Consider the following 12720-nt stretch of genomic DNA (forward strand, 5'->3'; position numbering starts at 1 on the left):
TGTTTACCCGTTCATGGTTGAATCGCTTTGGCATAAGCAGCACTGAACATCGTTGCGGCTGTGGTGCGGATTAGCAGCCGCTGCCATCAACCGAATAAACCGGCTTGTTGCTGGCATCGAGTCGGTAATTGAAGATACAGCCAAAGCTGCTGCTGGTGTCCGGCTGCGAAAGCAGGTACACCCCAGCCGTCGCTGCTGGTGCCTGCCAAATGGCGTAGTCGCTGCTAAAGTTGTCGCTGATGTTGGTTAGGGTGGTGATGTCGGCGTCCAATGCCGCCAGCACATCGGCGACCACCGGATCCACATAACCGTCGGTGGTGTTGATGGTGGTGCCATCCGCCACCACGCTGCTGTCGCCACTGTCGTTACCGGCAATGATCGCCTTACTGCGAATGAAGGCGTTGGCGCTTTTCATGCTGCCAGCCATGGCATTGAGCTTGGCGACATGGGCATCGCTACTGATGTCGATAAACTTGGGGGCAGCCACCGCCGCTAAGATCCCCAAAATCACAATCACCACCACCAGTTCAATCAGGGTAAAGCCTTGTTGTATGCGTTTCATCGCTACCTCACAAAAACGAATGCTGGCCAATCATACGGATAAAATTGGTGCGCCAGCAATCACTTCGCTGTAAACACTGGCCATTACCATTTGGCGTATTGATCCTCAACAAAGCCCCACAAACCATCAACGCTGATCAGCTGCCCATCGGCTTGGCGAATGCGGCCACGAAATTGACCAAAAATCTGTTTAAAGTCGCTGGCGGCAAAGCCCAGATTCAGCCGTTCGGTGTGCTGGCCCTGGGGCTGAAACTGCAGCTCAATCACCCCATCTTCGCTGTAGATCCGCCACGGTTGCAGCGGGTGATCCCAATCGTAATCAAAGTGGCATAACGGCAGCGGCAGCAGCTGGCCATTACGCCACAGCGCGTTTTCACTGACGCTGGTTTCGTTAACGCCGCAAGACAGGTTTAAGCCGACCCGATCACCGTTTTGATTTTGACCACTCAAACAGGCCCAGTTCCAGAAGGTTTCGCGGCGCATGTAACCGGCGCTGAAATCGTGATGAGCAAAGGCGTTAAGGGCACCCAAGTCAAACTGCTGAGCGCCACATTGGATCTGGCCGTGGCAGCGTACCCCCGCCACCTTACGGGCATAAGCCCAGCCATTGCGACCAATGCGGCTGCACTGGCCAAGGGGCTCAAACTCGGCCTCGCTAAACCACAGATCGACATTCAAGGCACGGCCTTGGCTGATGGTTAAACGCTTGCGCTGTTGATGGTGGCCAATGGTGATGTGCAGATCCCCCAGCCGCACTTGGCTGCTGCCATTGCGAATGTCGTTGGTTAACGACACGCCCACGCCGAACGGCGCGCGTTTGGTGGTTTCCAGCAACATGCCGCTGCCGGGCTGATACAGGTAAACAAAGGCGATGGCGGTGTGGCGCAGGTGGGCAATGGCGCAGCCAAACAGCAGTTGCTCTGACAGCACCCCAACGTATTGAAATTGCTTGTAGCCTAACCACGATGACAGCGCCGAAGCGTGGCCGCCCATTGGCGTGCGGTGGCGGTAATCGCCGATGTTGATCTGCTCGATGCTGTCGCCAAAGTGGCCAAAGCGGATCTGCCCGTTGGCATCGATAAGTGGCTGAGACATTTGCCTTTATTCCATTTTACTCCATTGCTTATCACCATCTCACTGGGGCTGTAGCAACGCAACCCCAAACAACCGCAGCGGAAACTTGGCCACAATCGCTCCGGCTTGAGCAGTATCGACTAAGGTTTCGAGTGGATTGATTAACCCACTGACAAGGAGCCACTCATGGCATACGTACAAATTGATGGTGTTCGTTTAGAGAAAGAGTTGCTGGATATGGCCAAAGCCCACACCACTGGCCGCGGCGAAGGGCGGATCTCGCAAGATGAAGCGATGGATCTGATCAACAGCGCCAACGATGGCCAAGGCATGACCGCCACCGAGATCACCACCCTTAACTACATTCGCGACCACTTCTCGCTGACCAGCGCCGCCGAGCGGGTGTTCGATGAGCATCTGAAATAGGCAGCGGCAAGGGCGCGGCCAAGGCTGAGGCCACGGCCACGGTTCCCACCTCAACGCGCGGCTTTGGCGGCGCGTTTTTTTGTCTTTAAGCGCCAATCTTGTCGTTGAAGTGTCATCCCTTGTTCACCAAAGCGTCGTGGTTTGTTATCACTATGATGCGCTTGTGATTTTAACCGCGGGCTGGCGTGGCGCCGCCATGATGGTAATAAACCCCAACTCGGCACTGGTGAGCAGTGCTGCGCTGACAATAACAATTTCAAGGATGACCGTATGGCTCTTACTCGACGCCGCTTTTTGCGAACGCTGGTGGTTTCCGCCAGTTCCCTGTCTGTGCTTGGCTTGGCGGGCTGTGATGACGACAACAACACCGCCGCCACCCCGCCGCCACCACAACCAACCCCAGCCAGCATTACCGTTACCGAAGCGCTGTTTCCGCAGTCGGTGATGTCGGGCGATCCCACCGAAAATTCGGTGATCCTGTGGACACGCTTAACCGGTTTTGAAGGCAGCAGCTCGCTGATGCTGCAAGTTGCCAGCGACGAAAAATTTGATGATCTGCTGGTGGATCAACGCTTTGATGTAAGCGAAGAGAGCGATGGCTGTTTGAAAATTCGGGTTGAAGATCTGCAACCTGGCAGCCATTACTACTACCGCTTTATGCAGCAAAACAGCGACGGCAACTACTTAAGCAGCCGCACCGGCCGCACCAAAACCGCGCCAGCGGCGGATGCCGATGTGGCGGTGAAGTTTGGTTTTGTCTCTTGTCAGGATTACTTGGGGCGCTACTACAACACCTACCTGTCGCTGTTGGCGCAGGACGATTTGGACTTTGTGCTGCACCTTGGGGATTACATCTACGAAACCAGCGGCGACAGCAGCTTCCAGCAGGTTGGGGGGGAGCGCAGCATTGAATTTAACGACAGCGACGGCACCATCCAGATTGGCAGCGGCGACGACGCCTACCAAGCGGCCGCCAGCGTTGATAACTACCGCCAGCTGTACCAAACCTACCGTGGCGATGCGCTGCTGCAGCGGATCCACGAACGCTTCCCGTTGGTGGCGATTTGGGACGATCACGAATTTTCCGATGACAGCTGGCAGACCAACGCCACCTACTTTGATGGCGCCATGGCCGAGCAACAGCTGCAGCGTAAGCGCAACGCCGAGCAGGTGTACTTTGAATACATGCCACTGGATCACGCCGCCCCCCACGGCGACAGCGGCACCGGGGCGTTGAGCATCAGCGATGAACAGCTGTTCCCCAACACCAAAATCTATCGTCAATTGCGCTTTGGGCAGCACCTCGATCTGGCGTTAACCGATTACCGCACCTTCCGCCCAGATCATCTGATCCCAGAAGACGCCTTCCCCGCGACGGTGGCGATGGACAGCCAGACCGTCAGCGGCTTTTTAACCTCCTTGGGGATCGACGCGGCAGTGGTTGCCGCCACCGTGGCGCAGTTAAGCCCGGTGATCAACATTGATGACGCGGCAATGGCGCCATACAAAGCGGCCTTTACCGAAATTGCCACGGGGCTGTACGCCCAAGAGCTGGGCAGCCGCTTAGGCTTAACCGAAGCCGAAGCGTTGGCGCAGGGGCAAGCGCGCGCAGTGGCAGCGGTGCAAGGCAAGCTGACCAGCAGCTACCTTAACTTGATGCTGGCGGGCGCCAAGGCCAGCTTGCCAGCGGCGCACCCAATCCAAGGGTTGCCAGCGTTGCCAGAAAGCGGGGTTGATACCGGCTTGGCGTTCTACACCATGGGCAAAACCAGCTTGTTTGGTAACTTGGGCTCGCGCTACTTGGTGATTAAAGACAGCTTTGATGTGTACGCCGCTTACCAAGAGTACCTTGCTCAACAGCAGGGCGGCACCGCCCAAATCGCCTACGACGTTGAGCAATTTGCTTGGCTGCAAACCACCTTGGCCAGTTCCACCGCCAGCAATAAAGTGATGGCTTCTTCGGTGTCGTTTGCGCCGCTGCTGGCGGATCTGTCCTCCAGCCGCGTTAGCACTAACGTGCCGATGCTGGAAGGGATCTTAGACTCGGCACTGGTGCCACCGGCGTTGAAGCAGCGTTTTTATTTGAACGCCGATCACTGGGATGGCCTGCCGCAGTTTAAGTCGGCGCTGGTTAACGAGCTGCTGAGCGCCACCGGCACCGTTACCGTGTCGGGAGACATTCACGCCAGCTTTGTTACCGAGCACCCGAAACACGCCAGCACCGGCTTGGGCTCGGTGGATTTCACCACCAGCTCGGTCAGCTCCGGCAGCTTTGGTTCCTTCTTGGATGCCGGGCTAACCGATCTGCTTGGTCAGCTGGGGGATGTGCCAGAGGAGATCGGCCAATTAAAGTACTTCTTTGATGCCATCGCCTTAGCGTCCAGCAGCCGCGACGACGTAGACAGCAAGCTGCGCCTCGCCAAGATGTGGGAACACGGCGTTGGGGTGATGACCGCCAATGCCAGCGGCGTGGCGGTGGAGTACCACAACGTACCGGCGGTGCTGAATGGGGTGGATTACATCAAGCAGTCGTTTTACGACAACCCCGAAGCGTTCTTAGCGCAGGTGCGCATTCACCGCATCAATTGGGACGGCAGCAACCTGACGGTGGCTGAAGCCTAAGCTCGATAGGGGGCTGGGAATCGACAGGCGGTGCTGGTGAGCACCGCCTTTTTTTATGGCTGCGGTTGGCGCCGTTGTTGGCGTTAGTGGGCGTTAGTGTTCGTGGTCGATGGTGAGCACGATTTTGCCCACGTGCTGCTTGGTGAGGAACCGCTGCTGCGCCGCCGCTATCTGTTGCAGCGGCAAGGTGTGGGCCACCATGGGGCGGATCTTGCCTTGTTCGATGCAGTTGATCAGATTTTGAAACACCTGAGGTGCCAACACGGTACAGCCGAAAAAGCTGAGATCCTTTAAGTAGAGTGAGCGCACATCCAGTTCAACCAAAGCCCCGCCAATGGCGCCAGCAACGGCATAGCGGCCACCGGGTTTTAGTAACTGTAAAAACTGTGGCCATTGGGCGCCGGCGACGAGATCGATGACCACATCAATGCTGTTGCTGCCCATCGCGACCAGCAGATCCTCATGGCGTGACAACACTTGATCGGCGCCTGCGTCACGCAGTTGCTGATATTTGCTGGGGCTGGTGATGGCAATGACCGTCGCCCCGCGCGCTTTGGCCAACTGCACCGCGGCGGAGCCAACCCCACCGGAGGCGCCGGAGATCAGCACCTTATCGGTGGCACCGACAGTGGCGCGAGTCAGCATGTTCTCAGCGGTTGAGTAAGAGCAGGGGAACGACGCCAATTCAATATCAGACAGCGGGCTATTCACGGCATAAGCGTGTTGTGAAGCCACCACGGTGTATTGGGCAAAGCCGCCATCGCATTCCGAGCCAAAGTACCACGGCGCACTGAGCGGCTGACTGTTGGCGTAGCGAAGGCAGGGCTCGATCAGCACTCGCTCACCGATGCGGGTTGCACAGACATTGCTTCCCACGGCGACAATGGTGCCGCACACATCGGCGCCTTGAATGCGCGGAAAGCGAAGCGCCTGCCCCGACCAACTGGCGTCGTCAGCGCCATCGCTTTTGGAATACCAAGCGGTTCGGGTGTTGATGTCGGTATTGTTCACGCCCGCTGCGGCGACTTGGATCAGCACTTCGTTGGCGCTGGGGTTGGGGCGTGGAATGTCTTGCTGATATTGCAGCATCTCGGGGCCGCCATGCCCCAGCAATTGCACTCCGCTCATGGTGGTTGGCAAGGGGGCAATCATGGTTGTTCTCCCAGCAGTTGCACTGCCGTTTCTTGCGCCGCAGTTATCGCCTCTGAACCGAGGATTGGCCATGCGCTTGAGATCCCTTCATGCAGTAAAAACAGCGTCGTTGCCAGCGCCGGTTGTTGGCATTGTTGGCCTAAAAATTGGCGCACTTGTTGTTTGTGTTGGTGCACCGCTTGCGTGATCTCGGGGTTATCGGGAAACGCGGCGATGGCGTTCAACGAGAGACAGCCACAGGGGGCGTATTGCTGCATCCACAGCTCTAGCCGATGGATGATATGCATGGCCGAGGCGGTGCCTGCGGTGGGCGCACCATCGCGCAAAAAGTCGAGATAGCGGCGATGCCGATACGCCAGCGCCGCCACAATCATCGCCTCTTTTGATGGGTAATGTTTGTATAGGGTTCGCAGGCTGACGTTGCAGGCGGTTTTCAGTTGGGTCACGCTGGGTTCGGCGAAACCATAGCGGCTAAACGCCTGCTCTAGGCTGGCGGCGATTTGATCTTTAAGCATGAGTGTTCGCAGGTAAAATAAGTGTTCTACCTTTAGGATAGAGCGTTCGTTCTACCTGTGTCAAAACTATTGTGGTTTCGCCATGGGGAGGAAGCCGTACAGAAGCAAGGCCGAGGCTGCGATCTCCTGCATGGGTCGCCAGCAGGCAGGGCATCGGCCACAGTTAATCTCGGTCGCGCCTTTTTCTGAGCGCCATTTCACAGGCCAGTGAGCCACAGCGGCGTATGATCGGCGCTTAAGTGCGGGAGCCAATTGATGATCACAAAATTACCGAAGTGGATGGAGCTGGGTGCCTTGATGTTGGCGCTGCAAGCGGGGGTGATCAACGCCATCGGCTTGTTGGGGTTAGAACACCAAGCGGTGTCGCACATCTCGGGCAGCGTGACTCGGCTTGGGGTGGCTATGGCTCAGGGGCAAGCCACGCTGGTCTTGCATCTGGCTGGGGTGTTACTGAGCTTTGGTGCGGGCGCGATGTTGTCGGGGTTGGTGCTGACCAGCGGCTTTGTGAAGCTAGGCCGCTTTTACGATCTGCTGTTGCTGCTGGAGGCGCTGCTGCTGACGGCGGCGTTGTGGTTGCTGCAAGACGGTGCCTTTGCTGGGCTGTATTTGGCCTCGATGGCCTGTGGCTTGCAAAACGCGATGGTTACTCGTTACAGCGGCGCCATTGTTCGCACCACCCACTTAACGGGGGTGGTGACGGATCTGGGGATGATGCTGGGGGGCGCGCTACGGGGCGAACGCTTTGATAAACGCAAAGCGGGTTTATTGCTGTTGCTGTGTTTGGGCTTTGTGATGGGCGGCGGCATCGGCGCGCTGCTGTTTGGGCAGTGGCAGTTCCACGCCTTGCTGCTGCCAATGGGGTCCTGCTTGGTGTTGGCGGCGCTGTATCGCGGCTTGCGGCAACGGGCGTTGGGGCAGCAGCGAACCGACTAAACCGCGCTCGCCGCAACCAAAACCACAGTCGGCCCGTGCTGTGGCTTGGTGGTTAAGCCGATTGCATCAGCCCAATCTGGGCGGCTTGGCTTGGGGGCACGCCAAAGTAGCGTTTGAATTCGCGGCTGAACTGCGGCGCGCTTTCGTAGCCAACCGCAAAGGCGGCCACATTGGCGGCATAGCCTTGGTGCAGAATCAAATTCTTGGCTTGATTGAGGCGGATCTTTTTCAAATATTGCAGTGGCGAGTCCTTCATGGCGCTTTTAAAGGCGCGGTAGAAGGCGGATTCGCTCATGCCCGCAATGCTGGCCAGTTGTTCCACCGTCAGCTTTTGTTCGCAGTGAGCCTGAATGTGTTCCACGCTGGCACTGATCCGCGCCAAGTGCTGATCTTGCTGGGTTAACGCCGCCACCAGATGACGTTTGGGGCCAGTAAGCAGCAGGTAGTAGATGCTGTTGATCCAGTTCGGTGCCAGTATTTTTGCATCAACCGGATCCAGCAGCGACGTGGCCAAGCCATCAATGGCGTGTTGCAGCCGTTGATCCCGTGGCTGTCTATCTACGCCAATGCCGTAATAGGGCTGAAAATAATCGGCGCCGCGCTGGTGCACCAACTGTTCCATGATGGGCCGTAAGGTTTGCGCGCACAGCGGCAGATACAGCCCCAGCAGCGGCTGGTCTTCACTGGCGTAGGCGTGGCATTCCAGCGGCGAACTGGTGGCGATGATCAGCACATCGTTGGCATCGTAGCGAAACTGATGTTCGCCAATCATGGCGGCTTTATGGCCTTGGCCCAGCAACACCACCCCTTGCTGATACATGACCGGCGTCATGTGGTGTTCTTGCTCGCGCCGAAACAGGCTAATGCAGCTGTGGTAGCTTTCGGCATGGCCGTTGGCTTGGTCTTGGCCATGTTGCTGCCACAGGGCAGTTAACGTATCGGGTAGTGTTTGCATTGGTGCCTCCATCCCGCAATTGTTACCCGTGAAGTAGTTTTTGACAACCACAGTGCCGCAATTAACAGAAACGAGCTAACTTGTGGTAGGGATAGGCAAGAGGTTACTGCGGCAGCGTGGGAGCCAACAGTCCTTGCCGCTGCCAACGCCGCCAATCGCGGTCAGTAATGCCGCCTTGGTAGGATCAGGCATGTTTTCTGTAGGGCTTGGCATGGCCTCGGTGGCGCTTGCGGCGTACTCTATCGTCAGCGTTGGGGCTAACCAACACCGGGTTTACAAGGAGCAACCATGAAGTTCAGTTTTGAAAACAGCACTCGCATCCACTTTGGTGAAGGCCAGATCAGCCAGATAAGCAAAGATATCCCTAAGGATAAGAAGGTGTTGGTGCTGTATGGCGGCGGTTCAATTAAAGCCAATGGCGTTTACGACCAAGTGGCCGCGGCGCTGGCTGAACATCAATGGGGCGAATTCAGTGGCATCGAAGCCAACCCACAGTACGACACCTTGATGCAGGCAGTAGAGAAAGTGCGCGCCGAAGGGTTCGATTACTTGCTGGCCGTTGGTGGCGGCTCGGTGGTTGATGGCACCAAATTTGTGTCGGTTGCGGTCGGCTACGAAGGCGAAGCGTGGGACATTTTAGCCAAAGGCAAAACCTCGCCAACGGCGCTGCCAGTAAGCTGCGTATTAACCTTGCCCGCCACCGGCTCGGAATCCAACGCTGGCTCGGTTGTGTCGCGGGGTAACTCGAAGCTGTTCTTTGGCGATCCGCGCGTGCGCCCCATTTTCGCGGTGTTGGATCCAAAAGTAACCCTAAGCCTTTCGCCACGGCAGGTTGCCAACGGTGTGGTGGATGCCTTTGTGCACGTGATGGAGCAGTACCTCACGTTCGATCACAACGCCAAGGTGCAGGATCGCTTCAGCGAAGGCTTATTGCTGACCCTGATTGAAGAGGGGCCAATCGCACTGGCGAACCCCGACGACATGGCCGTACGCAGCAACGTGATGTGGGCGGCCACCATGGCACTGAACGGTTTGATTGGCGCTGGGGTACCACAAGATTGGACCACCCACATGATCGGCCACGAGCTGACCGGCCACTACGGCATCGATCACGCCCGCAGCCTGTCGATCATGCTGCCTGCGGTTATGCAGGCACGCCGGAAGCAAAAAGGCGCTAAAATTGTGCAGCTGGGTCAGCGCGTATTCGGGATCCACAGCGGCAGCCACGATGAGCGCATCGACGCCACCATCGCTGCTTTGGTGGAGTTCTTCCAGCTGATGCAGGTACCCACCTCATTAACCGAGGTTGAGCTGGGCAGCGATGCCATCGCTAAGGTACTGGCGAGCTTGGCAGAGCATGGCCGCCAAGGCATGAGCGAACATGGCGATGTTGGCCAAGATGAACTGGCACAGATGCTGGAATTGGCGCGTTAACCCCAAGGGCGGTCACGCGTGGCCGCCGTTCACATTTCATTGCTTGGTTGCGGCTTAAGCTACCAGGCAATCTCCCTATCGGGTGTGCTGCAAGCGGCAAACCGATATTTTGTTGCTATGCCTAACCAACAAAATGTTATCGCGGTGTATCGAAAGATACGCCGCTTTTTTTTTGCCTGCTGCCGTGAACCGAGCCGCGGCGAGCGGCAGGCGATCGTCAAGCAACAAGCGGCACCGGGTGCTGGCGCCGCTCGGTTAGCCTGTTTCACTGGAATTAAGGCGAAGTGGTTGATGTTATTTATATTGATAATTGTTGCGATATTTTGTGCTGGGGTTAATCTTGCCGCCGATCCTTGCCTATGTTAGGGCAGCGTATTTTATTGCCACTTTTAGTAAGGTGGTTTTATTTTATTCGTTTGCAATTAAAGTGGATCATTAAATTTAACGTGATGTTTTGTGCGAAATAAATTAACGCTTACGTGGCCGTGTAAGATAATTCTTAATGCCGTTAAGGCCAGTCTCTTAATGGCGGCTTGTGTTGGCTCTGTACTGCTGTGGCAGTAATGTTGCCGCCTTGTCTGCAATGGGCAAGATGGTTGTTGTTTATTTGTTTTTAATCTCTTGTTTTGTAGCGCTTTTTCGTCTGGTTGATAATGAACTTTGCGGTTGAGAACGTTTCACTGCGGCCGCCTTATTTTGTGTTTTGAGCGAGGTTTTGGGCGGCTTTTGCGGCTTAGTTCATAAAGGTTCGATGCAATAATTAATTATCAATCATTAAGATCACACTCTGTTGTAATAAGTCACTAGGGCATTTGACAGTAAATATCATTCGAGCTTTATACTGTCGCCCGTAGAGTTATATCCACAGGGCATTTTTAGCCGTGTTTTATGGATATGGTTCGTTGATTTATTTCCTTTCTTAAACTCTTCCGTTGGTTATTGAATGTCTACTTTCTTTAATGTCAAAAACCGCAGCATCCGCCTTCAGCTTGCGCTGATCATTGGTGTCTTGGTGGCGCTCTCGTTCGCGCTGACCGCCTTCTTGGTGTACCAGAAAAGCTACGACACCCTGCTCAGTAAGTCGCTGCTGGAGCACCAATCCAAGATTGAAGCGTTAAGCGACACCTTAGAGCAAAGCTTCCAAGGCTATTTGGCGCAGGTGTCGGTGTTGGAGCGCAGCTTCTCTAATCAGTATTTGGCTGGGCTAGAGATGGGATCCTACGAAGTTAAGATTGGCGGGAAGCTGTTGCCGCAGTTGCTGGTGGACGGCAACGAAGTCAGCAGCAACAGCTTTGTGGATAAATTTGGCCAAGACACCGGTGCCGTGGCAACGGTCTTTGTTAAGCAGGGGGCGGATTACATTCGTTTGTCGACGTCGTTAACCAACAACAGTGGTCAGCGAGTGGTGGGCAGTGCCCTTGATCGCCGCAGCCCTGCTTACCAAGCACTGCAACAGCGCCAGCATTACTACGCCAAGGTGTCGCTGTTTGGCCGCGATTACCTGACTTACTACGCCCCGCTGCTCAGCGCCGACGATAAAGTGATTGGCGCCTCGTTTGTGGGATTGGATGTGTCTGAAGTGTCGAAACTGCTGTTTGCCAGCATGGCCAACATCGGCTGGGGCGACAGCGGCTACTCCATCGTGTTCGACAATGGCGACGCCAACCGCGGTCGTTACTTGCATCATCCGCGCAGCAGCGAAATAGGCCAGAGCGTATTAAGCCAAGCCACCCCAGCGAAGCCCTTTGGTCAGCTGTTTGCTCAGGAGGCGGGCGTGCTGCGCTACGCCGAGCAGGAAAACGGCATCGCCCGCGATAAGTACTTGGCGTTCGCCAAGGTGTCGGGCTGGGATTGGGTGTTGGCCGGTGGCACCTACGTGAGCGAGATCACCAAAGAATCCGCCGAGCTGCTGAACACCATTATTTGGTTGGCCGCGTTGGCCAGTGCCTTAACCTTGGCGGTGGTGATGCTGGCGCTGGGGCGGATCATCAAGCCGCTGGATCACGCCAAAGAGTATATGGCGGCGTTAGGCGAAGGTAACGTCAGCGTGCAGATCCCCGCGGTTGATGCCAACTCCGGCAACGAACTGACCAACTTAACCCACGACATGCGCGCCATGGCATTGCGTTTAAGCGAACTGGTGGGGCAGATCAAATCCACCAGCGTGCGCTCGAACAACGGCGCTGGCCAAGTGGCCGAGCAGGCACACAACAGCTTGAACCAATCCGACAGTCAGCAGCAGCAGATTGATCAGATGGCCGCCGCGATTGAAGAGATGGCGCAATCGGCCAATGCCGTGGCTGAGCAGGTGGAATCGGTGGCCAGCACCGTTCGCACCGCCAATCTGGATAGCGAATCGGGCAGCGCCTTAGTGCAAGAGATGGAGCTCCAGATCGGCAGCTTTGATGCCCAGCTGAACGCCTCGACCGACGCCATCCATAAGGTGAACGACGAGTCGAAAAACATCCAAGCCGTGACCAACATGATCGACTCCATCGCCGAGCAAACCAACCTGTTGGCCTTGAACGCCGCCATCGAGGCCGCCCGTGCGGGCGAACAAGGTCGTGGCTTTGCGGTGGTGGCCGATGAAGTACGGCAACTGGCGCACCGCACCCAAAACAGCGTGCAAGAGGTGGTGGGGATCATCAACCAGTTGGAGAGCCGCATCGATTCGGCGGTGGAGCTGATGAACGAAAGCCAGCAAACCAGCCAAGTGGTGAAATCCAAAGCCGCCGCCGCTGGCGAGTCCTTACGCAGCATCACCAGCCAGATCAACGGCATTGCGTCGATGGCGGAGAACATCGCCGCCACCTCAGAACAGCAAGCGCAGGTCTCGCAAGAGATCGCTTCGAGCGCCGGTCGAGTCAGCGATCTGAACCGGATGACCCGCGACAGTTCGGCGGCCACCGCAGACAGCGCGGTAGAGCTGCAGCGTTTGGCCAGCGAACTGAACGAACAAGTGGATTTCTTCCACTAAGCCGACGGACTTTTAGGCGCCGCGCAGTGGCGCCTAAAAGTGTTGAAACTTAAGCCGTTTAAACAAAAAGA

At 56.4% G+C, this 12720-nt stretch carries 11 protein-coding genes; 6 read left to right on the top strand and 5 right to left on the bottom strand.

Annotated features, from left to right (window positions below; all coding sequences use genetic code 11):
• Positions 1 to 70 precede the first annotated feature (70 nt).
• Together Q0796_RS13400 and Q0796_RS13405 are read right to left on the bottom strand one after the other, a co-directional pair.
• Positions 71 to 562 (bottom strand): type II secretion system protein, encoded by a 492-nt coding sequence (locus Q0796_RS13400; RefSeq protein ID WP_298444083.1) that lies wholly within the window; start codon positions 560 to 562, stop codon positions 71 to 73.
• Between the two features lie 83 nt (positions 563 to 645).
• Positions 646 to 1656: a DUF2804 domain-containing protein gene (locus Q0796_RS13405; protein ID WP_298444084.1), complete on the bottom strand. Its 1011-nt coding sequence runs from the start codon at positions 1654 to 1656 to the stop codon at positions 646 to 648.
• 165 nt (positions 1657 to 1821) lie between these two features.
• Here Q0796_RS13405 and Q0796_RS13410 point away from each other — a divergent pair, with 165 nt between their 5' ends.
• Together Q0796_RS13410 and Q0796_RS13415 are read left to right on the top strand one after the other, a co-directional pair.
• Entirely contained in the window at positions 1822 to 2061 is a 240-nt protein-coding gene (locus Q0796_RS13410; protein WP_298444085.1) for a hypothetical protein, read from the top strand.
• Positions 2062 to 2331: 270 nt separating this feature from the next.
• Positions 2332 to 4683, top strand: coding sequence for an alkaline phosphatase D family protein (locus tag Q0796_RS13415; RefSeq protein WP_298444086.1), 2352 nt, complete (start codon positions 2332 to 2334; stop codon positions 4681 to 4683).
• Positions 4684 to 4776: 93 nt separating this feature from the next.
• Here the strand turns inward: Q0796_RS13415 and Q0796_RS13420 are convergent, their stop codons facing one another.
• Positions 4777 to 5835, bottom strand: coding sequence for an alcohol dehydrogenase family protein (locus tag Q0796_RS13420; RefSeq protein ID WP_298444087.1), 1059 nt, complete (start codon positions 5833 to 5835; stop codon positions 4777 to 4779).
• Positions 5832 to 6350: a TetR/AcrR family transcriptional regulator gene (locus Q0796_RS13425; protein ID WP_298444088.1), complete on the bottom strand. Its 519-nt coding sequence runs from the start codon at positions 6348 to 6350 to the stop codon at positions 5832 to 5834. The genes Q0796_RS13420 and Q0796_RS13425 overlap by 4 nt, the downstream gene beginning before the upstream one ends.
• 255 nt (positions 6351 to 6605) lie before the next feature.
• On the opposite strand from Q0796_RS13425, the gene Q0796_RS13430 reads away from it, so the two are divergent.
• Positions 6606 to 7283: a YoaK family protein gene (locus Q0796_RS13430; RefSeq protein WP_298444089.1), complete on the top strand. Its 678-nt coding sequence runs from the start codon at positions 6606 to 6608 to the stop codon at positions 7281 to 7283.
• A 52-nt stretch (positions 7284 to 7335) separates the two neighbouring features.
• Here the strand turns inward: Q0796_RS13430 and Q0796_RS13435 are convergent, their stop codons facing one another.
• A complete protein-coding gene (locus tag Q0796_RS13435; protein ID WP_298444090.1) occupies positions 7336 to 8238 on the bottom strand; it encodes an AraC family transcriptional regulator in 903 nt (300 codons plus the stop codon).
• Between the two features lie 288 nt (positions 8239 to 8526).
• Here Q0796_RS13435 and Q0796_RS13440 point away from each other — a divergent pair, with 288 nt between their 5' ends.
• The 3 genes from Q0796_RS13440 (at position 8527) to Q0796_RS13450 (ending at position 12649) form a co-directional block, all read left to right on the top strand.
• Entirely contained in the window at positions 8527 to 9672 is a 1146-nt protein-coding gene (locus Q0796_RS13440) for an iron-containing alcohol dehydrogenase (RefSeq protein ID WP_298444092.1), read from the top strand.
• Positions 9673 to 9690: 18 nt separating this feature from the next.
• Complete coding sequence (locus Q0796_RS13445; protein WP_298444094.1) at positions 9691 to 10038, top strand: hypothetical protein; 348 nt, start codon at positions 9691 to 9693, stop codon at positions 10036 to 10038.
• A gap of 577 nt (positions 10039 to 10615) precedes the next feature.
• Positions 10616 to 12649, top strand: coding sequence for a Cache 3/Cache 2 fusion domain-containing protein (locus Q0796_RS13450; RefSeq protein ID WP_298444096.1), 2034 nt, complete (start codon positions 10616 to 10618; stop codon positions 12647 to 12649).
• Positions 12650 to 12720 lie beyond the last annotated feature (71 nt).

This window comes from uncultured Ferrimonas sp. (assembly GCF_947489035.1).
In the GTDB taxonomy this organism is placed as follows: Bacteria; Pseudomonadota; Gammaproteobacteria; order Enterobacterales; family Shewanellaceae; genus Ferrimonas.